At 67.1% G+C, this 23,142-nt stretch carries 22 protein-coding genes and 1 pseudogene; 11 read left to right on the top strand and 12 right to left on the bottom strand.

What is annotated here, in order from left to right:
• Positions 1 to 30 precede the first annotated feature (30 nt).
• Together Q0Q02_RS18320 and ilvA are read right to left on the bottom strand one after the other, a co-directional pair.
• On the bottom strand, positions 31 to 909 hold the full coding sequence (locus tag Q0Q02_RS18320) for a LysR family transcriptional regulator (protein ID WP_293811504.1): 879 nt from the start codon (positions 907 to 909) through the stop codon (positions 31 to 33).
• 149 nt (positions 910 to 1,058) lie between these two features.
• Positions 1,059 to 2,840: a threonine ammonia-lyase, biosynthetic gene (gene ilvA, locus Q0Q02_RS18325; RefSeq protein WP_367275043.1), complete on the bottom strand. Its 1,782-nt coding sequence runs from the start codon at positions 2,838 to 2,840 to the stop codon at positions 1,059 to 1,061.
• Between ilvA and ggt the strand changes: the two genes are divergently transcribed.
• On the top strand, positions 2,776 to 4,371 hold the full coding sequence (ggt, locus tag Q0Q02_RS18330; RefSeq protein WP_293811508.1) for a gamma-glutamyltransferase: 1,596 nt from the start codon (positions 2,776 to 2,778) through the stop codon (positions 4,369 to 4,371). The two genes, ilvA and ggt, sit on opposite strands and share 65 nt — an antisense overlap.
• 225 nt (positions 4,372 to 4,596) lie before the next feature.
• Here ggt and Q0Q02_RS18335 read toward each other — a convergent pair whose 3' ends face one another.
• The 5 genes from Q0Q02_RS18335 to pdxH all read right to left on the bottom strand — a co-directional run bounded on the left by Q0Q02_RS18335 (position 4,597) and on the right by pdxH (position 7,537).
• Entirely contained in the window at positions 4,597 to 4,842 is a 246-nt protein-coding gene (locus Q0Q02_RS18335; protein WP_291654587.1) for a hypothetical protein, read from the bottom strand.
• A gap of 207 nt (positions 4,843 to 5,049) precedes the next feature.
• Entirely contained in the window at positions 5,050 to 5,496 is a 447-nt protein-coding gene (locus Q0Q02_RS18340; protein WP_293811510.1) for a TIGR02301 family protein, read from the bottom strand.
• Positions 5,493 to 5,960, bottom strand: coding sequence for an NUDIX domain-containing protein (locus Q0Q02_RS18345; RefSeq protein WP_293811512.1), 468 nt, complete (start codon positions 5,958 to 5,960; stop codon positions 5,493 to 5,495). Before Q0Q02_RS18345 ends, Q0Q02_RS18340 begins: the two co-directional genes overlap by 4 nt.
• A gap of 172 nt (positions 5,961 to 6,132) precedes the next feature.
• Positions 6,133 to 6,855 carry an SDR family NAD(P)-dependent oxidoreductase gene (locus Q0Q02_RS18350; protein ID WP_293811543.1) on the bottom strand — a complete coding sequence of 241 codons (723 nt, stop codon included), beginning with the start codon at positions 6,853 to 6,855 and terminating at the stop codon, positions 6,133 to 6,135.
• Between the two features lie 67 nt (positions 6,856 to 6,922).
• A complete protein-coding gene (gene pdxH, locus Q0Q02_RS18355; protein WP_293811514.1) occupies positions 6,923 to 7,537 on the bottom strand; it encodes a pyridoxamine 5'-phosphate oxidase in 615 nt (204 codons plus the stop codon).
• 124 nt (positions 7,538 to 7,661) lie between these two features.
• Here pdxH and Q0Q02_RS18360 point away from each other — a divergent pair, with 124 nt between their 5' ends.
• From Q0Q02_RS18360 to Q0Q02_RS18380, 5 genes are all read left to right on the top strand, one after another.
• A complete protein-coding gene (locus tag Q0Q02_RS18360; RefSeq protein ID WP_293811516.1) occupies positions 7,662 to 8,132 on the top strand; it encodes an RT0821/Lpp0805 family surface protein in 471 nt (156 codons plus the stop codon).
• A gap of 332 nt (positions 8,133 to 8,464) precedes the next feature.
• Positions 8,465 to 9,394, top strand: a complete 930-nt coding sequence (locus Q0Q02_RS18365; RefSeq protein ID WP_293811518.1) for a DnaJ C-terminal domain-containing protein — start codon at positions 8,465 to 8,467, stop codon at positions 9,392 to 9,394.
• 156 nt (positions 9,395 to 9,550) lie between these two features.
• Positions 9,551 to 10,390: an enoyl-ACP reductase FabI gene (gene fabI / locus Q0Q02_RS18370; protein ID WP_293811520.1), complete on the top strand. Its 840-nt coding sequence runs from the start codon at positions 9,551 to 9,553 to the stop codon at positions 10,388 to 10,390.
• Positions 10,391 to 10,460: 70 nt separating this feature from the next.
• On the top strand, positions 10,461 to 10,715 hold the full coding sequence (locus tag Q0Q02_RS18375; RefSeq protein ID WP_293811522.1) for an AbrB/MazE/SpoVT family DNA-binding domain-containing protein: 255 nt from the start codon (positions 10,461 to 10,463) through the stop codon (positions 10,713 to 10,715).
• Positions 10,709 to 11,029, top strand: coding sequence for a type II toxin-antitoxin system PemK/MazF family toxin (locus tag Q0Q02_RS18380; protein WP_293811524.1), 321 nt, complete (start codon positions 10,709 to 10,711; stop codon positions 11,027 to 11,029). Before Q0Q02_RS18375 ends, Q0Q02_RS18380 begins: the two co-directional genes overlap by 7 nt.
• A gap of 13 nt (positions 11,030 to 11,042) precedes the next feature.
• Here Q0Q02_RS18380 and folK read toward each other — a convergent pair whose 3' ends face one another.
• From folK to folP, 3 genes are read right to left on the bottom strand one after another with little or no spacing between them, the layout of a single operon-like run.
• Positions 11,043 to 11,558: a 2-amino-4-hydroxy-6-hydroxymethyldihydropteridine diphosphokinase gene (folK, locus tag Q0Q02_RS18385; RefSeq protein ID WP_293811526.1), complete on the bottom strand. Its 516-nt coding sequence runs from the start codon at positions 11,556 to 11,558 to the stop codon at positions 11,043 to 11,045.
• Positions 11,548 to 11,922, bottom strand: a complete 375-nt coding sequence (folB, locus tag Q0Q02_RS18390) for a dihydroneopterin aldolase (RefSeq protein ID WP_293811528.1) — start codon at positions 11,920 to 11,922, stop codon at positions 11,548 to 11,550. The genes folK and folB overlap by 11 nt, the downstream gene beginning before the upstream one ends.
• Entirely contained in the window at positions 11,919 to 12,761 is an 843-nt protein-coding gene (gene folP / locus Q0Q02_RS18395; protein ID WP_293811530.1) for a dihydropteroate synthase, read from the bottom strand. Before folP ends, folB begins: the two co-directional genes overlap by 4 nt.
• Before the next feature lie 140 nt (positions 12,762 to 12,901).
• On the opposite strand from folP, the gene Q0Q02_RS18400 reads away from it, so the two are divergent.
• Complete coding sequence (locus tag Q0Q02_RS18400; protein ID WP_293811532.1) at positions 12,902 to 13,498, top strand: histidine phosphatase family protein; 597 nt, start codon at positions 12,902 to 12,904, stop codon at positions 13,496 to 13,498.
• A gap of 234 nt (positions 13,499 to 13,732) precedes the next feature.
• On the top strand, positions 13,733 to 17,752 hold the full coding sequence (locus Q0Q02_RS18405; RefSeq protein WP_293811534.1) for a Pls/PosA family non-ribosomal peptide synthetase: 4,020 nt from the start codon (positions 13,733 to 13,735) through the stop codon (positions 17,750 to 17,752).
• A 10-nt stretch (positions 17,753 to 17,762) separates the two neighbouring features.
• Here Q0Q02_RS18405 and Q0Q02_RS18410 read toward each other — a convergent pair whose 3' ends face one another.
• Positions 17,763 to 18,548 carry a pseudouridine synthase gene (locus Q0Q02_RS18410; RefSeq protein ID WP_293811536.1) on the bottom strand — a complete coding sequence of 262 codons (786 nt, stop codon included), beginning with the start codon at positions 18,546 to 18,548 and terminating at the stop codon, positions 17,763 to 17,765.
• 386 nt (positions 18,549 to 18,934) lie between these two features.
• Here Q0Q02_RS18410 and aroC point away from each other — a divergent pair, with 386 nt between their 5' ends.
• Entirely contained in the window at positions 18,935 to 20,053 is a 1,119-nt protein-coding gene (gene aroC, locus Q0Q02_RS18415) for a chorismate synthase (RefSeq protein WP_293811538.1), read from the top strand.
• A 199-nt stretch (positions 20,054 to 20,252) separates the two neighbouring features.
• On the top strand, positions 20,253 to 21,533 hold the full coding sequence (ribB, locus tag Q0Q02_RS18420) for a 3,4-dihydroxy-2-butanone-4-phosphate synthase (protein ID WP_293811540.1): 1,281 nt from the start codon (positions 20,253 to 20,255) through the stop codon (positions 21,531 to 21,533).
• Between the two features lie 156 nt (positions 21,534 to 21,689).
• Here the strand turns inward: ribB and Q0Q02_RS18425 are convergent, their stop codons facing one another.
• Positions 21,690 to 22,619: a histone deacetylase family protein gene (locus Q0Q02_RS18425; RefSeq protein ID WP_293811541.1), complete on the bottom strand. Its 930-nt coding sequence runs from the start codon at positions 22,617 to 22,619 to the stop codon at positions 21,690 to 21,692.
• 223 nt (positions 22,620 to 22,842) lie between these two features.
• Here Q0Q02_RS18425 and Q0Q02_RS18430 point away from each other — a divergent pair.
• A pseudogene (locus Q0Q02_RS18430) lies at positions 22,843 to 23,142 on the top strand (L,D-transpeptidase); the annotation flags it as partial.

Raw genomic sequence — 23,142 nt, forward strand, 5'->3', positions numbered from 1 at the left:
GCGCCGAATTCGGCCGCCGCAGCCTGAGCTTCAACCGGCCTGACTGAGCGCGAGGAACGTCGCCGCCGCCTTGGCGAGGTAGCGTTCCTTGTGGCGCAGCGCGAGGAAGCGGCGCTTCGGCAGCGGCAGCGCGACGGTGGCGAGGCGCCCGGCCGCGATGGCATTGGCGGCGACCAGCCGCGAGATCGCGGTCGCCCCCGCGCCGGCGGCAACGGCGGCGCAGACAGCCTCGTTGGACGGCAATTCCAGTGCCACGGTGAGATCGTCCGCAGCGAGACCTAGGCCCGGCAATGCCGCCTCGAACATCGCCCGCGTTCCCGAACCCGGTTCGCGCAGGACCCATGCGCCTTGCTTCAGCTCGGCAGGTGAAGGCGGCGTCTGCGCCCACGAATGGCCGGTTGGTACGACGATGACGAGTTCGTCCTCATCGACGGCCGTCATCGTCAGTGACGGATCGTCGATCTCGCCTTCGATGAAGCCGAGATCGGCCATGCCGTCACGGATCGCGGCGCTGACCGTCTCGGTATTGCCGATGGCGAGCGAGACGGCGATGCCGGGATGTTCCCGACGAAAGCGCTGGATCAGCGGCGGCAGCCAGTAATTCGCCACGGTCTGGCTCGCCATCAGGGCGAGGGAGCCCCGCGCCAGCCCCGAGAGATCGGACAGCACGGTTTCCGCCGCTGCGGCTCGCGCAAGTACAGCGCGGGCCTCGATCAGGAAGAGCTGGCCGGCTTCGGTCAGGGCGATCCGCCGGCCGATCCGGTCGAACAGCTTGGTCGCGTAACGCGCCTCCAGTGTGGTGATCGCGGAGCTGACGGCCGATTGCGTGAGGTTGAGGGCGCGGGCGCCTTGCGTCAGGTGCTCCCGTTCGGCGACGGCGACGAAGATGCGAAGCTGTTCGAGCGTCATGCTTCCACCCTACGCCGTTTCCGCAGAACCTGCCGTCATTGCGAGAAGCGGAGCGACGAAGCAATCCAGGGGGACGTCGAGCGCTGCCGCCCCTGGATTGCTTCGCTGCGCTCGCAATGACGGGAGAGTTGATCGAACGCCGCCGATCATCACGGCGCCGGCATCTCCGCCAGGAACGAGAGATAGGCCGGATTGTCGCTCTCGCTCCAATAGGGGTAGCCGAGCGCATCGAGCCGCTTGGTGAGCTGGCCGCGCTGGGAGGGCGGGATCTGGATGCCGGCGAGGATGCGCCCGTAATCGGCGCCGTGGTTGCGATAGTGGAACAGCGAGATGTTCCAGTCGGCCGAGAGGCTGTTCAGGAACTTCAGCAGCGCGCCCGGCCGCTCCGGGAACTGGAAGCGGAAGATCAATTCGTCGTCGAGCCCCGGCGCCTTGCCGCCGACCATGTAGCGGATATGCAGCTTGGCGAGCTCATTGTCGCTCATGTCGAGCACGGGATAGCCGTGCTCGGCCAGCATCGCGATGATCTGGCGCTTCTCGGCATCGCCCTCCGAAAGCTGCACGCCGACGAAGATGCGCGCGGCCTTGAGATCGGAGTAGCGGTAGTTGAACTCGGTGATGGCGCGCCGGCCGAGCAATTCGATGAAGGCGCGATAGGCGCCGGGCTTCTCGGGGATCGTCACCGCGAGCAGCGCCTCGCGATGCTCGCCGATCTCGGCCCGCTCGGCGATATGGCGCAACCGGTCGAAATTCATGTTGGCGCCGCTGTTGATCGCGATCAGCGCGCCGGTACGCTTGGCCTCGCGCGCCGCATAGGCCTTGAGGCCGGCGAGGCTGACGGCGCCCGAGGGCTCGGCGATGGCGCGGGTATCTTCGAAGATGTCCTTCACCGCCGCGCAGATCTCGTCGGTGGAGACGGTGATCACCTCGTCGAGCAGGGCGCGGCAGAGCCGGAAGGTTTCTTCGCCCGCCTGCCGCACCGCGACGCCGTCGGCGAAGAGGCCGACCTGGTCGAGCACGATGCGTTCGCCCGCCGCGATGGCGCCGGCCATGGACGCGGCGTCCTCGGGCTCGACGCCGATTACCTTGATCTCCGGCCGCAGGAATTTTGCGTAGACCGCGACGCCGGCCGCGAGCCCGCCGCCGCCGATCGGCACGAAGATCGCCTCGATCGGATCGGAATGTTGGCGCAGGATCTCCATGCCGACCGTGCCCTGGCCGGCGATGACGTCCGGGTCGTCATAGGGGTGGACGAAGGTCAGCCCCTTCTCGGCTTCGAGCTTGCGAGCATGACCATAGGCTTCGTCGAAATTCTCGCCGTGGAGCACGACACGCCCGCCAAGGCTGCGCACCGCCTGCACCTTGATGTCGGGCGTGGTGCGCGGCATCACGATGGTAGCCTTGATGCCGAGCTTCTTCGCCGCCAGCGCTACGCCCTGCGCATGATTGCCGGCCGAGGCACAGATCACGCCGCGCTCGGCCTCGACAGTCGTAAGCCCTGCGATCTTGTTGTAGGCGCCGCGCAGCTTGAACGAGAAGACCGGCTGCAGATCCTCACGCTTGAGCAGGGCGCTGCTGCCGAGACGGGCGGACAATCGCGGCAACGGATCGAGCGGGCTTTCGATGGCGACGTCGTAGACGCGCGCCCCGATGATCTTGCGGATGTAGTCTTGCATGGCCGGCCCGTCCTTCGAGGCGGCGATAGTCCGATGCGCTGTGATGTCAACCGCGATGGCTGCGTGCGGCGAGGGGCGGATCGCGTCGGCCATGCGCCGGGCGGGATTGCCAAGCCCCCGGCCGAGGCGCCAAAGCGTTGGGGGAAACAAGGCGCCGCACAGCGATGGTGCCGCAGAGGTGGAGACGGGCATGAGCTGGGGCGTTCGCGATTTCATGGTGCCGGGTCGCCCGGTTGCGGTCGGTGACCGCGGCATGGCGGCGACCTCGCATCCCGCCTCGACGTTGGCGGCAGTGGAAATCCTGCGCAATGGCGGCAACGCTATCGACGCAGCCATCGCGGCGGTGGCCGTCCAGGCGGTGGTCGATCCGCATATGACCGGCATCGGTGGCGATTGCTTCGCGATCTATGCCCCGGCCAATGGCAAGATGGTCGCGATCAATGGCTCCGGCCGTGCGGCCGCCAAGGCCGAACTTGGCTGGTTCCTCGGCCAGGGCATGACCGCGATTGCGGCGGATTCGCCCCATGCCGTGACAGTGCCCGGCGCGATCGACGCCTGGTGCCGCCTCGTCGCCGACCATGGCAGCAAGAGCCTCGACGAGATCTTCGCAGCCGCGATCCGCGCCGCCGAGGAAGGTTTCGTGGTGACGCCGCGCGTCGCGCTCGACTGGGCCAAGGCCCGCGGCCGCATCGAGAAACACGGCCTCGGCAACGCCGTCTACCTGCCGGGCGGCAATCCGCCGGCGGTCGGCGACAAGATGGTCCATCCCGCGCTCGGCAACATGCTGCGCCGCATCGCCCGCGAGGGCCGTTCCGCCTTCTACGAGGGCGAGCTTGCGCAGGACATGGTCTCCGTGCTCAACGCGGCCGGCAGCCTGATCAGCCTCGAGGATTTCGCCGCCTCGAAGCCGGACTATGTCGATCCGATCGGCGCCGATTATCGCGGCCACCGCCTCTGGGAATGCCCGCCGAACGGCCAGGGCATCGCGGCGCTGCTGATCGCGCGCATCCTCGAAGGCTTCGACATGAAGGACGGGAAGCTGAGCGAGGCCGATCGCATCCATCTTCTCGCCGAGGCCAGCAAGGCAGCCTATCGCCAGCGCGATGCGCTGGTCGCCGACCCCACTGTGAGCCCCTTCGACACGGACGCTTTCCTGTCGGACCAGTTCGTCGGCCGTATCCGCAAGGAAATCAGCCTGGAGAAGGCGGCGAAGCCCGAAGCCTTCGACATGCCCCTGCACAAGGACACGATCTATCTCTGTGTCGTCGACGGCGCCGGCAACATGGTGTCCTTCATCAACTCGCTGTTCTCGGCCTTCGGCAGCGGCATCTATGCGGCCAAGGCCGGCGTGATGCTGCAGAACCGCGGCTCGGGCTTCCGCCTGATCGAGGGGCATCCCAACGCCATCGCGCCGCGCAAGCGCCCCTTCCACACCATCATTCCGGGCCTGCTGTCCAAGGACGGCAAGCCGATCATGCCGATGGGCGTGATGGGCGGCCAGTACCAGTCGACCGGCCATGTCCACTTCCTCTCCGGCATCCTCGACCGCGGCCTCGATCCGCAGCAGGCCTCGGATGCGCCGCGCAGCTTCGCCTATGACGGCAAACTTTCGCTGGAGACGACGATATCGGCGAGCATCGCCGCCGATCTGAAGGCGCGCGGCCATGACGTGGTCTGGGCCGAGGAGCCGCTCGGCGGCTGCCAGGCGATCTGGGTCGATCACAAGCGCGGCGTGATGTTCGGCGCCTCCGACCACCGCAAGGACGGTTTCGCGCTGGCGGTGTGATCGCTGCCGGCTTGGCCCGAAAGCACGCGTCATCCCGGACGGAGCAAAGCGAAGATCGGGGATCCATCCTGGAGCGCGGTGCTCTTCGATGGATCCCGGGGCAAGCCCGGGATGACGATAATTCGTGTAGGGAAAGGGGCCCGCTCGAAGATGCCGCTCGGTGAAAGCGCGGCCGTGCTGCAGGTTATCGAAACAGTGCCGGCGAAGGCGCGCCGACGCGCCGCGTCAGTGACGCGTGCCGCAGGTGAAGGCGCCGCAGCGGATCTTGTCGGCCAGCGTCTCGGCGAAGGTCGCGGTCGCGTCCTCGCCATAGGTCTCGACCAGCGTCCGCAGGGCCGCGAACAGGGCGGCATGGGCCATCGCGTCGGAATCGAGCCCGTCCTGCTGTGCTTCGTTGAAGGCGTCCTCGACATAGCCATAGGCAACACGGCGGACGTCGCCATGGTCCTCGGCGAGATTCGGGTCGAGCATCGTGTCGTCTGGCTGGATCGGCATCGAAACGGGACTCTCAAGCCTTCTGTCTGACGCGAATCGCGGCGGTTCTGCCCCGGATCGCGACGGTTGGGCGATGTTCAAGACATAGGCCGTGCCAGAGCGGCACGCTACCGCGCAGTTTAAGAAAGGTTAACGCGACCGGGAGAATTCCACCGAAGATCGCATTCGGGCCGGTGCTGTTGCCTATCCGCCATAGCGGCCGGCGAGCGCCCGCGACAGTTGCTCGCCTTCGGCCGCGAGCCGGGAGGACGCTTCCTGGCTGGCGTCGGTACAGGAGCGATGCGTCAGGGAATAGGCCTTGAAACCGCGATTGAAGGCTGCGGTTAACCGGTCGCGGCGCTGCGGTGTCTTGCCCTCGGCATCGATCAAGGCGGCCATCCGCGTACGCCAATCCTGCGCCTCACGCCCGCCGCAGAGCGTCCTGAGATAGGCGAGCGAGCCCATGATTTCGGAAAGCTGCAGCAATTGTGGCTCGTAGGGCGGGCCGGCCGGTTCCGGGGCGGGCTGCTCCGCAGGCTTGGTCGCGGGAAGCTTCGCCGCCGGCTGCTGGGGTCGCTGCTGTGCTTCCGCCGTGATCGGCAGCAGGAGCAGGGCGGCCAGAAGCGCCGGATGGCGACGCCGGGCCGTCATGACGAGGATGCTCCGACCGTGAAGAGCTGGTGGGCACGGCGCAGCACGTCGCCGAGTTCGCGCGTGGTCGCGAGCCCGCCGAGCCTGAGCGGATCGGCCCACATCACCGCCCCGGCTTCGGGCCCGGTTCGCGGCTCGCCGGAGAGCCATTCGCCGACGAAGGAGGCGACGACGAAATGATGCGTCACGGCGCCCTTGGCGTCGCGGCCGAAGATCTCGACATGGCGGTTGAAGCCGAGGATGCGGGCGGCGACCCCGACCTCTTCCTCCAGCTCGCGCAGGGCCGCTTCCTCAAGCGTCTCGCCGGCCTCGACCTTGCCGCCGGGCAGCGACCAGAGCTGGTCGGCCGGCGGCTTGGTCCGCGTCGCCAGCAGCACCTTGCCGTCGCGGAAGACCGCGACGGAGGCCGCCAGCACCGGCCGCGCCGCGGCCCGACCGGGCGCGGGGAAGCGGATGACGCTCATAGCCGCACTACCATCTCTGCCAGCTCCAAGCCCTCATCCTGAGGAGCCGCGTCAGCGGCGTCTCGAAGGATGCTCCAGGAGGTTCCGGAGGCATCTGGAGCATCCTTCGAGACGCCACTTCTGGCGAAATGGCTCCTCAGGATGAGGGCTCGGGACTGTCCGGGCACATCCGTCAAACGTGCTGCCCGCCATTGATGTGCAGCTCCGAGCCGGTGACGTAGCTCGAGGCGTCCGTGCACAGGAAATAGATCGCCTTGGCGACCTCGTCGGGCTTGCCGAGGCGCTGCATCGGCAGCGTCGCGACGATCTTTTCGGTGCCGGGCGACAGGATCGAGGTGTCGATCTCACCGGGCGAGATCGCGTTGACGCGCACGCCGAGCGGACCGAAATCGGCGGCCATCTCGCGGGTCAGGCTGGCGAGCGCCGCCTTCGAGGTCGCATAGGCCGCCCCGGCGAAGGGGTGGACGCGCGAGCCGGCGATCGAGGAGACGTTGACGATCGCGCCCTTGGCCGCGGTGAGCTCGTCGAGCAGGCCGCGCGCCAGCATGATCGGCGCAAAGAAATTGACCTGGAAGACCTTGTGCCAGTCGTTGAACGAGGTGGTGGCGGCGCCGAGCCGCTCGCCGTTGCGCCCTTTCGGCGAGATGCCGGCATTGTTGACCAGCGCGTGCAACTTGCCGCCTTCGACGGCGAGCCGCTTCTTGATCTCGGCGATGCCGCGCATCGTGTCCTCGGGGTCGCCGAGATCGATCTGGACATGGTCGTCGGCGCCCGACGGCCAGGGGCATTTGTCGGAGAAGGCCTGGCGCGAGCAGGACAGGATGCGCCAGCCCGCCATGGCGAACTGCATCACCGTGGCATGGCCGATGCCGCGGCTCGCCCCCGTCAGCAGCATCACCGGGCGCTTGCCGGGCTCGGTCTTCGGAAAATCGAACTTGGGCATCGCCATGGGGCTGAAATCCTCAGGGGTAGAAGCGCGTCTTCGTCCAGGGCGCGTCGGTTGCGTCGCGGCGGAAGATGATGCGGTCATGCAGACGGAAGGCGCCGTCGCGCCAGAATTCGATATAGGTCGGTGTGATGCGAAAGCCGCGCCAGTAGGGCGGACGCGGAATCTCGCCGATGCCGAATTTCAGCGTATAGCTCGCCACCGCCTTTTCCAGTGCAAAGCGGCTCTCCAGCGGGCGCGACTGCTGCGAGGCCCAGGCGCCGATGCGGCTGTCGCGCGGGCGTGAATGGAAATAGGCATCTGATTCGGCATCCGTGACGAGCGCGACATTGCCGCGGATGCGGATCTGCCGGCGCAGGCTCTTCCAGTGGAACAGGGCGGCGGCCTTGGGCTGGCCCAGCAACTCCTGGCCCTTCTGGCTTTCGGTGTTGGTGTAGAACACGAATCCATCCGGTCCGTGGCCCTTGAGCAGCACCATGCGGCTGTTCGGCATGCCCTCGGCATCGACGGTCGAAAGCGCCATGCCGGTCGGGTCGTTGGGCTCCGACTTGGTCGCCTCGTCCAACCACTTCTGGAACAAGGTGAAAGGCTCGTTTTCCTCGGTGAAGTCACCGCTCGTTAACGGTTGCACGTTCTAATCCTCGGCTAGTTGAAGTGGGCGTTGGGCGAGCGCAGAAGTGATCCGGGTTCGGGCGGTTGGTCTATATAGGGCAGGGGCGGGAGCGTTCCAAAGCCTCAACCGTTGCGCAGCCCCCATGCGCCCGCTGGCTGCCGTCGTGTTGCTGGCCGTGTTCAGCGCGGGCTGCTCGGTCTCTTTCCCGATTCTCGGCCTGTCCAGCAAGGGCGAGGATGAGGTCGCTGCAACCTCGGCGATGACGACCTCGTCGGTCCTCCCGGCGCGCGGCGGCGATCGCACGGGTCCATTCCATGGCCTGGCATCCGAGCTCGGGCCGGAGGATATGCGCCGCGCCGACGGGGCGATGAGCGTGGCGCTCGATCCCCAGGGCAATGGCGCCGCCGTCTCCTGGGACAATCCCCAGAGCGGCATCAAGGGCTCCTTCATCCCGGTCGGCGGCCCGTTCCTGCGCTCCGACGAGATCTGCCGCGCCTTCATCGCCAGCGTCCAGACGCAGACCCGACCGATCAAGCTGCAGGGCACGGCCTGCCGCCCCTCGGGCGGTGAATGGGCGGTCAAGGACATGGGGCCCTGGAAGGGGCTGAGCTAGGGCCTTTCACACAGGCGTATCGCATTTCGGTCTTCCGAGCCCTCATCCTGAGGAGCCGCGTCAGCGGCGTCTCGAAGGATGCTCCAGATGTCTCCGGAGCCTCCTGGAACATCCTTCGAGACGCCATTTCTGACGAAATGGCTCCTCAGGATGAGGGCTCGGAGTTCGAGGGCGCCGGCCGGCTTTTCACGCCGCTTGCGTCGTTGCTGCGCCGGGTGCAAAACGGCCCCGAAGAGGTGTTGCGCACACGCCACACCGCCCCCACATAGGGCGAGACGGACGGCTGGCGGCTTCGGCGCTGGCCGTTCGATTTTGCGTGAAAGAGGTTTTGGATGCGCGATCCCTATCAGGTTCTGGGCGTCGCCCGCGGCGCGAGCGATGCGGAAATCAAGAAGGCTTTCCGCCGCCGCGCCAAGGAGCTGCACCCGGACCGCAACCGGGACGACCCCAAGGCGCAGGACAAGTTCTCCGAACTCAACGCCGCCTATGAGATCGTAGGCGACGAGACCAAGCGCAAGCAGTTCGACCGCGGCGAAATCGATGCCGAGGGCAAGCCGCGCTTCCAGGGCTTCGAGGGCATGGGCGCCGGCCGGGGCGGGCGCAGCGGCGGCTTCGAGTTCAATTTCGGCCAGGGCGGCGGCAATCCCTTCGGCGGTCGCGCAGGCCCGGGCGGCGGCGATGCCGGCTTCGACGCTTCCGATATCTTCTCCTCGCTCTTCGGCGAGGCCGGCCGCCGCGCGCGCGGCAAGCCCGAGCCGCAGAAGCCGCCGGAGCAGAGTTTCACGCTGGAGGTCACGCTGGCGCAGGCCACGACCGGCGGCACCCGTCGGGTCAAGCTGCCGGGTGGGCGCGAGGTCGAGATCACCATCCCCGAAGGGGTGAGCGACGGCAAGGTGATGCGCCTGCGTGGGCTCGGCCAGACCGATCCCTTCTCCGGCGAGACCGGCGACGTGATGATGACCATCAAGGTCAAGCCGGATTCCCGCTTCATCGTCGATGGCAACGACCTGCGCACCCGCGTTGCGGTGCCGCTCGCCAAGGCGGTGCTCGGCGGGCCGCTGCATGTGCCGACGCTGACCGGCGCGGTCGAGATGAACATCCCGCCGATGACCGGCACGGCCCGGCAGTTCCGCCTGCGCGGCAAGGGCCTCAAGGGCGAGAAGGGCGCGGTCGGCGATCTCTTCGTCGCCATCGATATCGAGATGCCGGCGAGTGATGCGGAGCTCACCGCGCTGATGAAGGCGCGCGACGAGGCCAAGTAAGCCGGCTCAGCCGCCCGCGCGGCCGAAAACCGCTCGCACGGGCTTGCGGAGCCCATGCTTATGCATGATTCAGCCGTGGAGGCGGGCATCAAAGCGGTTCCCGTTTCTCTGCGACTGTTCTAAGAGACCTGCTCGTCATTCATCTGCGGGTTTCCCATGCCTGATTCCAACGCCGTTTCGCCGACCGCCAATCTCCTCAAGGGCAAGCGCGGGCTCGTGATGGGCGTCGCGAACAACCGCTCCATCGCCTGGGGCATTGCCAAGGCGGCGGCGGATGCCGGCGCGGAACTCGCCTTCACCTATCAGGGCGATGCGCTGAAGAAGCGCGTCGAGCCGCTCGCCAGGGAACTCGGCGGCCATGTCGTCGGCCATTGCGACGTCACTGACGGCGCCACGATCGACGCGGTCTTCGCTGAGGTCGAGAAGCTCTGGGGCAAGCTCGACTTCGTCGTCCACTGCATCGCCTTCTCCGACAAGGATGAGCTGACTGGCCGCTATGTCGAGACCAGCGAGGCGAACTTTACCAAGTCGCTATTGATCTCCTGCTACTCCTTCACCGCGATCACCCAGCGCGCCGAGAAGCTGATGACCGATGGCGGCTCGCTGCTGACGCTGACCTATTACGGCGCCGAGAAGTGGATGCCCCACTACAACGTCATGGGCGTCGCCAAGGCCGCGCTGGAATCGAGCGTGCAATATCTCGCCGCCGATCTCGGCCCCTCGAAGATCCGCGTCAACGCGATCTCGGCCGGCCCGATCAAGACGCTCGCGGCCTCCGGCATCGGCGATTTCCGCTACATCCTGCGCTGGAACGAGTACAACTCGCCGCTGCGCCGCACAGTCACCATCGAGGAGGTCGGCGAGACCGCGGTCTTCCTCGTCTCCGACATGTCGCGCGGCATCACCGGCGAGATCATGCATGTCGATGCCGGCTATCATGTCGTCGGCATGAAGGTGCCGACCGCGCCGGACATCTCCCTCGACAAGGGCGAGTGACATCGAGCTTGGTTATAACATTGTTGTAACCAGTTAGGGCGGCGCTTATATTGGTTTCCTGGAGGAAGCCATGCGCAGCGCGGTCAAGAAGATCGGTAACTCGGCGGGCATCGTCATTCCGAAGCCCCTTCTGGCCGAGATCGGGGCCAAGGCTGGTGACGGTGTTGAACTCACCGTCGAGCAAGGCCGCATCATCATCGAGCCCGTGCAGACGCGGGCGCGCGCAGGCTGGGCCGAGGATGCCAGGCGTCTCGCCGAAGCTGGAGATGACGCACTGGTCTGGCCGGAATTCGGCAATACCGAGGATGCTGAGCTGACATGGTGAAGCGCGGCGATATCTGGCTCGCAACGCTCGATCCGACGGTCGGCAGCGAAATCCAGAAGACGCGACCTTGTCTCGTCATCTCGCCGCCGGAAATCCACGATCATCTGCGCACGGTTATCGTCGCGCCCATGACCTCCAGAAGCCGCCCGGCCGGCTTCAGGATTCCGATCTCCTTTCAGGGCACCGATGGGTTGGTTCTGTTGGAGCAGAGCCGCGCCCTCGACAAGACGCGGCTGATCAAGCGGCTGGGATCGGCCCCGCCGGCAACGCTCAGTCGTGGTCTGGCTGTTCTGCGCGAACTCTACGAGGATTAGGGTGCTTGGCGGCTCACGCCGCCAGCAGAGCCTTCAATCGATCCGTCGCGGCCTCGTCGCGGCGGATCGTTTCGTCTGTGGCGGCCGCCAGCAGGTCGATGACGCTGCGCCCGCCGATCAGGCGCTGCGGCATGATCTCGGCCAGCGGCGTCAGGACGAAGGCGCGCTCGGGGATGCGCGGATGTGGAATCTGCAATCGCGCCTGGTCGATGATGGCGTCGCCATAGGTGAGGATGTCGATATCGAGCGTGCGGGGCCCCCAACGCTCGCGGCGCTCGCGGCCGCCGGCGCGCTCCAGCTCGAGGCAGAACGCGAGCAGGTCCGCCGGTTGCAGCGAGGTCTCGACCAACGCGGCCATGTTGAGGAATTCCGGCTGGTCGGTCTTGCCCCAGGGTGGGGTGCGATAGATCGAGGACAGCCGCCCGAGCGCGACTTGCCGGTGCTCGCGCAGTCCCTTGAGCGCCGCGGCGAAGGCCGCGACGGGATCACCGATATTGCCGCCGAAGGCGAGCGCGGCTTCAACCTTCACGCTGGAACCTCAACTGGATGCCGACCGAGCCGAGCGTCGCAGGGATCGGCGGGGCGGGCTTGCGCAGCGTGACCTCGACGCTCGTGATGGGGGGGAAGGCGTCGAAAAGCGCGAGCGCGACGGCACGCGCCGCGCCTTCCAGCAGATGATACCGGCTGGCGGTGAAGACCTCCGCGACGATCGCAACGGCCCGGCCGTAATCGACGGTGTCGGAGAGCCGATCGCTTGCCGCGGCAGCGCGCAGGTCGGCATCGAGCACGAGGTCGAGCACGAAGCGCTGGCCGAGCCGCTCCTCTTCCGAGAAGAAGCCGTGATAGGCGTAGATATCGAGTTTCTCGATCAGGATGCGGCCGGTTTCGCTCACAGGTCTGCTTTCATGCTGTCTTCGATGGCCGCCCAGGTCTTGAGCGCGTCGATATGCGGGGCGACGTCATGGGCGCGGATGATGGCGGCGCCGCGGCTGGCGCCATAGAGATGCGCGGCGATGCTGGCGGCGAGCCGCTCGGTCGGAACCTCCCGGCCGGTGATGCGCCCGAGCGTCGACTTGCGGGAAGCGCCGAGCAGGATCGGGCAGCCGAGCACGGCGAGCCGGTCGAGATGGCGGATCAGGTCGAGATTCTGCCTGACCGTCTTGCCGAAACCGATGCCGGGATCGACGACGATCTGGCTTGGCGGCACGCCGGCTTTCGTCGCGATCGCGATCGAGCGTTCCAGGAACCGCAAGACGTCGTCGAAGATGTCGAGCGAGGCGTCGATGGTCTCGCGGTTATGCATCAGGATGATTGGTGCACCGGCCCGCGCTGCGACCCCCGCGATCCGCGGATCACGCTGGGCGCCCCAGACATCGTTGACGATCGCGGCGCCGGCCGTGAGCGCCGCTTCCGCCACCTCGGCCTTGTAGCTGTCGATCGAGATCGGCGTGTCGATCCGCGCCTTCAGCCCGGCGATCACCGGCAGCACGCGCCCCATCTCGGTCGCGGCATCGACGGCGGCATGGCCGGGCCTTGTCGATTCGCCGCCGATATCGACGATGGCGGCACCTTCGCCAGCGAGGCGAACGCCATGCGCGACGGCGGCCTCGGCATTCGCAAGCAGCCCGCCATCCGAGAACGAATCGGGCGTGATGTTGACGATGCCCATGACGAGCGGCATCGCGGGAAGCGCGAGGCTGCGGCCGTCGGGCAAGGTGAGGGCAGGGGACATGCGGTTCCGCTTATGACGAGGCAGGAGCGCTATACACAGGCCGTGTAAATTCGGCCACAGAAAGCGGCCGATTGTCGCCATTGGCGGAAAGCGCGGGCAAGAGCTTTGACCGTGCCGGTGCCAGCGTGCAGAAGCCCCGCATGGTCCCGCTCTCGCTGCCTCATCGCCTTATCCTCGTCCGCCATGGCGAAACCGACTGGAATCGGGAGGGTCGGCTGCAGGGCGGGCAGGACATCCCGCTGAACGATCTCGGTCGCCGCCAGGCTGCGGAGGCTGCCGACCGCCTGAAGGCGCTGGAGCCGGCCTATGCCGATCTCGATTATCTCTGCTCGCCGATGCTGCGTGCGCGCGAGACCATGGGCATCCTCAGGCGCGAGCTCACCCTGCCGGAGGGGGACTATACCATCGACGACTGCCTGCGCGAATTGACCTTTGGCGAGTGGGAGGGCTTCACCTGGCGCGACATCCGCAAGGCCGAGCGCGAGCAGGCGCATCTGCGCGAGCGCGACAAATGGGGCTTCGTGCCGCCGGGCGGAGAGAGCTACCGCATGCTGGCCGAGCGCGTCAGGCCGGTGCTCGAGGCGCTCACGCGTGAGACGGTGATCGTCAGCCATGGCGGCGTGGCGCGCGCCATCCTGGCGCTGATCGGCGCGGTGGCGCCGCGCGAGGCCGCGATGGTCGAGATCTGGCAGGGCAAGCTGCTCGTCGTCACCGGGAACAAGGCCGACTGGCTCTGAGTTCGCAAAGGTGTGGCCGGCATTCATCGCCGGTTCACGGGTGATCTTGCAGGGAGAATATGCTAGCGAGACAGCGTGATGCGGCGGCCTGCCCGGCCGGGGGCTCACGCGGATGTCGCGAGTTGGGCGTGGCTATTCCGGTTTTATTCACGAGGTGCGTGATAAGGCGCCAGAGGACCGAAGGCAGGCTCTGCCTTGGTGTCTGCGACGGGCCTTTTAGCGCAGCGGGGCGCGATGAACGATATGACGAAGCTGTCGGCGGCGTCTGACGCGGCTGCCGCCACTCCCCTCGCCATGCTGGCTGGCGAGAAGCGTCCCGATCTGATTCGGGACGAGGTGCTGGCCGAGATTTTCGCGGCCACGGTCTCGGCTCGGCCCGACCATCCAGCCCTCACGGACCTCGAACGCCGCCTGAGCTATGCCGAGGTCTGGTCAAGGGCTGGGCGCCAGGCGCGCGGTCTTCATCTCGCCGGCATCGGCCCGGGCGACATGGTCGGCTTGTGGATGCCGCGCGGCATCGACCTGCTCGTCGCTCAGATCGCGATCACGCGCGCGGGCGCGGCCTGGATTCCCTTTGACGCGGAAGCGCCGGTCGAGCGCATCGCGACCTGCCTGGACGATGCGCAGGCCAAGGGCCTCGTCACCTGCGCCGGCTGGGTCGCCCGCGCCGAGGAGACCGGCCGCAAGGTCTGGACGCCTGACACGCTTGCCGCCGGTGCGGACGAAACCGAACCGCCGGCACGTCCGGCCGGGCTGACCAAGGACCACCCGGCCTATCTGATCTACACCTCCGGCTCGACGGGCACGCCCAAGGCGATCGTCATCAGCCATCGCAATATCTGCCATTTCCTGCGCTCCGGGAACGCGCTCTACGGCTTTGGGCCGGATGATGTCGCCTTCCAGGGCGCCTCCGTCGCCTTCGATCTGTCGATGGAGGAGATCTGGACGCCCTATCTCGTCGGCGCGACGCTGTTCGTCGCCTCGCCCGAGATGATGGGCGATGCCGAGAAGCTGCCCGCCATCCTGAACGAGGCCGGCGTCACCATCATCGACACCGTGCCGACGCTGCTCGGCATCCTGCCGGCCGACGTGCCCTCGCTGAAGCTGATCCTGCTCGGCGGCGAGGCGCTGCCCCCCGCGATCGTGCAGAAATGGTCCAAGCCCGGCCGGCGCATCCTCAACACCTACGGCCCGACCGAGGCGACGGTGGTGGCGACGGCCGCCGAAGTCGTCCCCGGCGAAACCGTCACCATCGGCAGGCCGATTCCGAACTACACGGCTTACGTCGTCAGCGAGGACCTGCATCTCGTCCATCCCGGCGAGCAGGGCGAATTGCTGATCGGCGGTCCCGGCGTCGCCAAGGGCTATCACGGGCGGCCAGAGCTGACGGCCGAGAAGTTCATCGCCAATCCCTTCGCCGGCGTCGCGGGCGAGGACGACCCGATCCTCTATCGCTCGGGCGATGCCGTCAGCCTCGATGCCGACGGCAACATCGTCTTCCATGGCCGCATCGACGACCAGATCAAGATCCGCGGCTTCCGCGTCGAGCTCGGCGAGATCGAATCGAAGCTCACCGACGAGCCGGGCGTGGCGCAGGCGGCGGTCGTGCTGCGGACCGATGACGGCATCGAGCGGCTCGTCGCCTTCGTCGTGCCGGAGCCCGGCGTGGCGGTCGATGGCCCGGCCCTGCGGGCCGCGCTGCGCGAGAAGCTGCCCCCTTACATGGTGCCGGCGCACTTTGAAGCGGCGGGCTCGCTGCCGCGCATGGTCTCCGGCAAGGTCGACCGCAAGATGCTCAAGGCGGCGCCGCTGACGGCGCCCAGCGCCGAGGGCGAGCAGGAGCCGCCGCGCAACGCGACGGAAGCCGCGCTGCTGGAAGCGGCCAAGCGCGTGCTCGGCACGGCGAGCCTCCCGCTGGAGGCCGATTTCTTCGTCGATCTCGGCGGCCATTCCTTGCTGGCAGCCCGTTTCATCTCGATCGTGCGCGAGACGCCGGCCTATGCCGGCATCACCCTGCAGGACGTCTATGCCGCCCGCACGCTGCGGGCGATGGCCGAGCTCCTCGACGAGCGCGGCGTCGCGGTGGCCGAGAATCTCTCCTTCACCCCGCCGCCCTTGCTGCGCCGCTTCCTCTGCGGCCTCGCCCAGGCGGTGGCGCTGCCGGTCATCATCGGCCTTGCGACGGCGCAATGGCTCGGCGTCTTCGTCACCTACATGATCCTCTCGGGCGAGGACCTGTCGCTGCCCGGGCAGATCTTGGCCCTGCTCGGCGTCTATGTCGCGATCATCGTCGTGACCGGCCTGATCGGCATCGCGCTGAAATGGCTCGTGCTCGGCCGGACGAAGCCAGGCGTCTATCCGCTCTGGGGTGTCTATTACTTCCGCTGGTGGTTCGCCGCCCGCATCGCCGGACTCGTCCATGTCAAATGGCTGCAGGGCACGCCGGTGATGCGCTTCTATTGGCGCCTGCTCGGCGCCAAGGTCGGGCGCGACGTCATCATTTCCGATTATGAGGCCGGCGCGATCGACCTGATCGAGATCGGCGACTTCACGACCTTCGGCTCGAAAACCACCTTCGCCAATGGCGAGGCGATCGGCGACAAGCTGGTGATCGGCCGCATCAAGGTCGGCAAGGATGTCTCGGCCGGCGCCTCTGTCGTGCTCGGCCATGGCTCGGTCATCGGCGACCACGCCGAGATCGGCGATCTCACCTCGATCTCGCCCGGCGCCCATGTCGGCGAGGCCGAGATCTGGGACGGCACGCCCGGTCGCAAGATCGGAACGGTCGATCTCGCGGCCCTGCCGCCGCAGGCCGAGGCTTCGGCGGGCCGGCGCGCGCTGATGACGTGCTTCTACATCCTGATGCTGGTGGTGCTGCCGCCGGTCAGCCTGCTGCCGATCTTCCCGGCCTTCTGGCTGTTCGACAAGATCGACTACTTCATCGCCGGCTGGACCGATATCAGCTATCTCTGGTTCCTGCCGCTCCTGACCTGGCCGACGGCGATCGGCCTGATCGCCTTCACCGTGCTGCTGATGGCGGCCTTGCGCTGGGCGATCCTGCCGCGCGTGACCTCGGGCTCCTGGTCGATCCATTCGGGCTTCTATGCTCGCAAATGGACGGTCGCACTGGCGACCGAGGTGACGCTCGAGACGCTCTCCTCGCTCTTCGCCACCATTTACATGCGTGCCTGGTATCGTCTGATGGGCGCCAGCATCGGCAAGGGCGCGGAGATCTCGACCAATCTCTCCGGTCGCTATGATCTGACCGGCATCGGCGCCGGCAATTTCATCGCCGACGAGGTCGTGTTCGGCGACGAGGACATGCGCCGCGGCTATATGCGCCTCGACGCGACGCGCACCGGCGATCAGGTCTTCGTCGGCAACGACGCCGTTGTCCCGCCAGGCGCCGTCATCCCTGACCGCGTGCTGATCGGCATCAAGTCGAAGCCGCCGGCCAATGACCGCATGCAGCCGGGCGACACCTGGTTCGGCTCGCCGCCGATCCGCCTGCCGACGCGGCAGAAGGTCGATCTCGGCGCCGACTGGACCTACAAGCCTTCCTTCGGCAAGCAGTTCGCGCGTGGCGTGTTCGAGGCGCTGCACACCTCGTTCCCGGCCATGCTGTTCATCACCTTCGGCACGATCGCGGTCGACATGGTTTTGCAGCAGCGGATCAACGAGGGCGACTGGACCGGGCTCGTTCTTTCCTTCATGGGCGTCGCCATGGCGATCGCCATCGTGCAGGCGCTGATCTGCGCCGCCGTGAAATGGCTGATGATGGGCGTCTACAAGCCCGTGATGAAGCCGATGTGGTCGTGGTGGGCGATGCGCACCGAGGCGGTGGCCGTGATGTACTGGGGCCTCGGCGGCAAGGTGCTGTTCGACTACCTGCGCGGCACGCCGTTCCTGCCCTGGTTCCTGATGCTGTTCGGCGCAAAATACGGCAAGGGTGTCTGGCTCGACTCGACGGACATCACCGAGTTCGATTGCATCCGCGTCGGCGATTATTGCACGGTCAACGCCCATTCGGCGCTCCAGACCCATCTCTACGAGGACCGGGTGATGAAGGTCGGCCGCGTGCGTCTCGGCAAGGGCGTCTGCGTCGGTGCCGGCGCGACCGTACTCTACGACACCCATGTCGGCGACTACGCCCAGATCGGCCAGCTCACCGTGATCATGAAGGGCGAGAACCTGCCGGCGCACACCCGGTGGGAAGGCGCCCCCGCGGCCCCGGCGAAGGGGCCGGCGCATTGATCGGTAACGCCTAGACGGCGCGGATCCGAAGCTCACCGGGCGAGTGGCCGGCGAGCGGCAGCGCCGTATCCTCGGCCTGCAACTCGCGGACGGCGCCCTTGGCGAGGTCGCCGAGCACGAGTTCACCGATCCGGACCCGGACGAGACGCAGCACTGCGGCGCCGGCCGCCTCGACGATCCGCCGGATCTGTCTGTTGCGGCCTTCGTCGATCACCATCTCGATCCAGGCATTGCGCTCGCCACTCCGCAACAGGGCGGCGGAACGGATCGACAGCACCTCGTCTCCGTCCACCGCGCCCTGCCGCAGCCGGGCCATAAAGGCCTCGTCCGGCACGCGGTCGACCTGGACATGGTAGGTCTTGTCGACTCCGGAGGCGGGGTCGAGAATGCGCTGCGCCCAGCGCGTATCGTTGGTCATCAGCAGCAGGCCTTCGCTCGCCATGTCGAGACGCCCGACCGGGGCGAGGTGGGGCAGGTTGAGGCCCTCCAGGCAGGCATAGACGGTCTGACGCCCTTCCGGGTCGCTCGCCGTCGTCACCATGCCGCGCGGCTTGTTGAGCATCAGGTAGATGCGTCGCGCCGCTGAAACGGTTTGGCCATCGACCGATAGCCGCGCCCGCCGCAGATCAATCCGCAGTTCGGGGTGACGTGCGACGCGCCCGTCGACCGCGATGCGACCCTCGTGCACCAGCTTCTCGGCCTGCGTCCGCGAGCAATAGCCGAGTTTGGACAGCGCTCGGGCAAGGCTGACGCTTGCCGTCGGTGCTGGCGCCGGGCGCCTGCGGAGAAGTCTCATGATGAACCTGGTCGTTGGTCGCGGCGTCACGAGCAGGGCGCGCCGGCGGCCCGCGCTCGAACAGTCGCGGTCGGCCAGTCCCTTTCGTGGGTGGCGGATGGCTTCGACGCGGAAGCCTGTCGATGTCGGAAAACGCGTGGCGCGATGCCTGCAGGCAAGCTGGTCGTGCCGGATCGACCCCGAAGCGGCCCTGCCGGGCGGCTCGGGGCTAGGCTCCCGCGATGATGGGGCTCCCGGGGCGCCAGGAGCGCGAAGGGCTGGGCGTCCGGCGCATGGCGGTCTTGAAGCGGCGGGGGCAGGCCTTGTCAACGCCCCTAGCCGCCCATGCGGGGTTTCGCCGCGCATCGATCCGGCTTAAGAGCCGGTAGGAAACGTATCGGGCTCCCATGTCGCATAACAGCTTCGGCCATCTCTTCCGCGTCACCACCTTCGGCGAGAGCCATGGGCCCGCCATCGGCTGCGTCGTCGACGGCTGCCCTCCGCTGCTTCCGCTGACGGAAGCCGATATCCAGGGCGATCTCGACCGCCGCCGGCCCGGCCAGTCGCGCTTCACCACGCAGCGCCAGGAGCCGGACCAGGTCCGCATCGTCTCCGGCGTCTTCGCCCGCGAGAGCGACGGCGTGCAGGTCACGACGGGCACCTCGATCGGGCTCCTGATCGACAATGTCGACCAGCGCTCGAAGGATTATTCCGACATCAAGGACAAGTACCGGCCCGGTCATGCCGACTACACCTACGATGTGAAATACGGCATCCGCGACTATCGCGGCGGCGGGCGCTCCTCGGCGCGCGAGACGGCGATGCGCGTCGCCGCCGGCGCCATCGCCCGCAAGGTCGTGCCGGGTATGGTGGTGCGTGGGGCGCTCGTCCAGATCGGGCCGCACAAGATCGACCGCGCCAACTGGGATTGGGACGAGATCGGCCGCAACCCGTTCTTCTGCCCGGATGCCAAGGCTGCGGCCTTTTTCGAGGGCTATCTCGATGGCGTCAGGAAATCCGGTTCTTCAATTGGCGCCGTGCTGGAGATCGTCGCGGAAGGCGTGCCGGCGGGCCTGGGCGCGCCGATCTATGGCAAGCTCGATTCCGAGATCGCGGCCGCGCTGATGAGCATCAATGCGGTCAAGGGTGTCGAGATCGGCGAGGGCTTCGGCGCGGCAGAGTTGTCCGGCGAGGAGAATGCCGACGAGATGCGGGCCGGCAATGACGGGCGCCCGCTGTTCCTGTCCAATCATGCCGGCGGCATCCTTGGCGGCATCTCGACAGGCCAGCCGATCGTCGCGCGTTTTGCAGTCAAGCCAACCTCCTCGATTTTGGCGACGCGCGCGACCGTGACCCGCACCGGCGGCGAGGCGGAGATGTTCACCAAGGGCCGCCACGACCCCTGCGTCGGCATCCGGGCCGTGCCGGTCGGCGAGGCGATGGTCGCCTGCGTGCTGGCCGACCACTATCTGCGCCATCGCGCGCAGGTCGGTGTCGTCGAACCGCGCTGGCCGTTCCAGGAGTGATGCAAGGCGTCATTCTCGGGCGAAGCGAAGCGCGGACCCGAGAATCTCTGGCCGAAAGAGACTCTGGTCGGGAGTGCCCTCGTCAAGGGATGGTCGGGTCAAGCCCGAGCATGACGCGCCCGGATTTTGCATTTCAGCAATACTGAAAATGCGTTGATCATTCATTGCGGATGAAGCGGTGGCATATTAACTTGCCGGCATGAAGCTCGACGTCTGGCTCCGGCAGAACAAGATCGCACGCAGCGCCTTCGCCAGGCAGGTCGGCCTGTCGCCGGCCAGCGTGACCGCGCTCTGCAACGATCCGGCTGCCTGGATTTCCCGCGAAAGCGCCGAGCGCATCACCGCCGCCACCGGCGGCGCCGTCACCCCCAACGATTTCCTCGGTCTGTCCGGGGCGCGCGAGGCTGCCATGTCCAACAATGTCACTGACGCCATCGAAGCCTTCGCCCGCGGCGAGATCGTCATCGTCACCGATGACGATGATCGCGAGAACGAGGGCGATCTGATCGTCGCAGCCTCGCTCTGCACGCCGGAGAAGATGGCCTTCATCATCCGCAATACCTGCGGCATCGTCTGCGCGCCGCTGACCGCGAGCGAGGCCCGGCGCCTGCGCCTCGATCCGATGGTGTCCTCGAACGATGCCCCGCTCGGCACCGCCTTCACCATCACGGTCGACGTCAAGCACGGGCTGACCACCGGCATCTCGGCCGAGCAGCGCACCAATACGGTCCGTGCGCTCGCCAACGGCAATATGGGCGCGGCCGATTTCGTCCGCCCCGGCCATGTCTTCCCGCTCATCGCCAAGGATGGCGGCGTGCTGATGCGCTCCGGCCATACCGAAGCGGCCGTCGACCTGTGCAAGCTCGCCGAGCTGCCGCCCGTCGGCGTGATCTGCGAGCTCGCCAATGACGACGGCACGGTGATGAAGGGCGCGCAGATCACCGCCTTCGCCGAGAAGCACAAGCTGAAGCAGATCACTGTCGCGGACCTGATCGCCTATCGCCAGTTGCGCGAGAAGCTGGTCGAGCGCGTGCATTCCTTCCCGGTCAAGACCGCATTCGGCGAGATGACCGGCCATGTCTACATCACGCCCTTCGACAACACCCAGCATTTCGCCTTCGTCATGGGCAAGCTCGGCGATGGCGAGAAGGTTCCGGCCAGGCTGCACCGCGCCGATGTGGTCGCCGATGTGCTCGGCGGTGCCGGCTCGATCCAGTGCGCGCTGCGGCGCTTCCAGGAGGAGGGCAAAGGCGTTCTCGTCTATCTGCGCGACGGCAGCGCCGGTGTGCCGATCAAGAGCGTCGAGGACGAGGGTTCGGACGAGCTGCGCATCCAGCAATGGCGCGAGGTTGGCCTCGGCGCGCAGATCCTGCGCGATCTCGGCGTCCGCTCGATCGTGAACCTCGCCTCCTCGCCCCGTTCCTTCGTCGGCCTCAGCGGCTTCGGCATCGAGATCGCCGAGACGGCGCCGCTGGAGTAAGCGAGTGGCCAGCGAGCCGTCATGCTCGGGCTTGACCCGAGCATCTCATGACAAGAAAGCTCTCGTGCCAGCGCCTTCTCCGGCACGAGATTCTCCGGTGCGCTAGCCGCGGCCCGAGAATGACGCTTGGGACAGGCCGCCTTGGAAGGCCTGCCCTCAGCCCTCCATCAGCGCCGAGACGTGGGCGGCGGTCGATTTCGCCAGCGCGTCGAGATCGTAGCCGCCCTCCAGCACCGAGACGATCCGGCCGCCGGCATGGCGATCGGCCGCCTCCATCAGCTTCCGCGTCGCCCAGGCGAAATCGGTTTCGCGCAGGTTGAGGCTGGCGAGCGGATCGCGCCAATGCGCGTCGAACCCGGCCGAGATCACCACGAGATCGGGGCGGAAAGCATCGAGCCGCGGCAGGATCGCAACCTCGAAGGCCTCGCGGAATTCGTCGGAGCCCTCGCCCGCTCGCAAGGGCACATTGACGATCGTACCTTGCGTGCCGCGCTCCGAGGCCGCGCCGGTGCCAGGATAGAGCGGCATCTCATGGATGGAAGCGTAGAGCACGCTGGCATCGTCCCAGAAGATGTCCTGCGTGCCGTTGCCGTGATGGACGTCCCAGTCGACGATGGCGATGCGCTCGGCGCCATGCGCCTTCTGCGCGTGGCGGGCGGCGATCGCGGCATGGTTGAAGAAACAGAAGCCCATGGCGCGCTCCCGCTCGGCATGGTGGCCGGGCGGGCGCATCGCGACGAAGGCGTTGCGCGCCTTGCCGGCCATGACCTCGTCCACCGCAGCGGCCGCACCGCCGACGCCGCGCAGCGCTGCCTCGATCGTGCCGGGCGACATGAACGTATCCGCATCGACCTGGACGAAGCCGGTCTCGGGGGTGGAGGCGATCAGCGCCTCGGCATAGGCGAGGGGGTGGCAGAGCGCGACCTGATCGAGCGTGCCGAGCGGAGCTTCGACCCGAATCAGTGCCGCGAAACGCTCCGCCTCGAGCGCCTGATCGACGGCCTTGAGCCGATCGGCGCATTCGGGATGGCCCGGCGGCATGGCATGGCCGAGTCCGGCCGGGTGGGTGAAGAACAGTGTCGTCACGAGCCGTTATCCAAGCGTAGGAACCGAATGAGGGGCCAGACGTGGCTGGTTTGCCACGCCAAACGGTCTTCTGAGTGCCGGAAAGGGAACTGGATTGCGCCATGGCCGTTTGAGGCCTAGTGCTTCGCCGAGCCGTCGCTTGTGGGGAAGCGTGCGGGCGATACGAAGCGTTAACGTTCGATTCATCATAAAGGCTGCCTGCGGGTCGGCTGGGGTGGAGGCTATGAAGAAGACCGTTTTCGTTGCACTGGCGCTGTCGGCCCTGCTGGGCGCATGCCAGTACAAGAGCGTGAGCGCACCGGAGCTGTCAGCCCGTGACGCGGAATATATCGCGCTCGTCCCCAAGTTCGACACCTACCTGCCTTACCTTCCCTACGAGATCGCCGATCCGACGGGGCAGCCGCCAGGCACGATCTATATCGATACCAAGGCCAAGTTCCTCTACCTCGTCCTGCCGAACAAGAAGGCGATCCGCTACGGCGTCGCCACTGGCGAGGAAGCTTATGGCTGGACCGGCGAGGCC

It is taken from the genome of uncultured Allobosea sp. (assembly GCF_945956895.1).
Classification (GTDB): Bacteria; Pseudomonadota; Alphaproteobacteria; order Rhizobiales; family Beijerinckiaceae; genus Allobosea.

Coding starts and splice junctions, on each gene's coding strand:
- Q0Q02_RS18400 (WP_293811532.1), top strand. CDS start 12,902: ATGGTCCCGCTCTCGCTGCCTCATCGCCTTATCCTCGTCCGCCATGGC.
- folP (WP_293811530.1), bottom strand. CDS start 12,761: ATGTCCCCTGCCCTCACCTTGCCCGACGGCCGCAGCCTCGCGCTTCCC.
- Q0Q02_RS18380 (WP_293811524.1), top strand. CDS start 10,709: ATGGTGAAGCGCGGCGATATCTGGCTCGCAACGCTCGATCCGACGGTC.
- Q0Q02_RS18345 (WP_293811512.1), bottom strand. CDS start 5,960: ATGAGCGTCATCCGCTTCCCCGCGCCCGGTCGGGCCGCGGCGCGGCCG.
- Q0Q02_RS18405 (WP_293811534.1), top strand. CDS start 13,733: ATGAACGATATGACGAAGCTGTCGGCGGCGTCTGACGCGGCTGCCGCC.
- Q0Q02_RS18340 (WP_293811510.1), bottom strand. CDS start 5,496: ATGACGGCCCGGCGTCGCCATCCGGCGCTTCTGGCCGCCCTGCTCCTG.
- ggt (WP_293811508.1), top strand. CDS start 2,776: ATGAGCTGGGGCGTTCGCGATTTCATGGTGCCGGGTCGCCCGGTTGCG.
- Q0Q02_RS18320 (WP_293811504.1), bottom strand. CDS start 909: ATGACGCTCGAACAGCTTCGCATCTTCGTCGCCGTCGCCGAACGGGAG.
- ilvA (WP_367275043.1), bottom strand. CDS start 2,840: ATGCCGCGGTCACCGACCGCAACCGGGCGACCCGGCACCATGAAATCG.
- ribB (WP_293811540.1), top strand. CDS start 20,253: ATGAAGCTCGACGTCTGGCTCCGGCAGAACAAGATCGCACGCAGCGCC.
- Q0Q02_RS18365 (WP_293811518.1), top strand. CDS start 8,465: ATGCGCGATCCCTATCAGGTTCTGGGCGTCGCCCGCGGCGCGAGCGAT.
- Q0Q02_RS18360 (WP_293811516.1), top strand. CDS start 7,662: ATGCGCCCGCTGGCTGCCGTCGTGTTGCTGGCCGTGTTCAGCGCGGGC.
- aroC (WP_293811538.1), top strand. CDS start 18,935: ATGTCGCATAACAGCTTCGGCCATCTCTTCCGCGTCACCACCTTCGGC.
- Q0Q02_RS18335 (WP_291654587.1), bottom strand. CDS start 4,842: ATGCTCGACCCGAATCTCGCCGAGGACCATGGCGACGTCCGCCGTGTT.
- Q0Q02_RS18350 (WP_293811543.1), bottom strand. CDS start 6,855: ATGCTGCTGACGGGGGCGAGCCGCGGCATCGGCCATGCCACGGTGATG.
- Q0Q02_RS18375 (WP_293811522.1), top strand. CDS start 10,461: ATGCGCAGCGCGGTCAAGAAGATCGGTAACTCGGCGGGCATCGTCATT.
- fabI (WP_293811520.1), top strand. CDS start 9,551: ATGCCTGATTCCAACGCCGTTTCGCCGACCGCCAATCTCCTCAAGGGC.
- Q0Q02_RS18410 (WP_293811536.1), bottom strand. CDS start 18,548: ATGAGACTTCTCCGCAGGCGCCCGGCGCCAGCACCGACGGCAAGCGTC.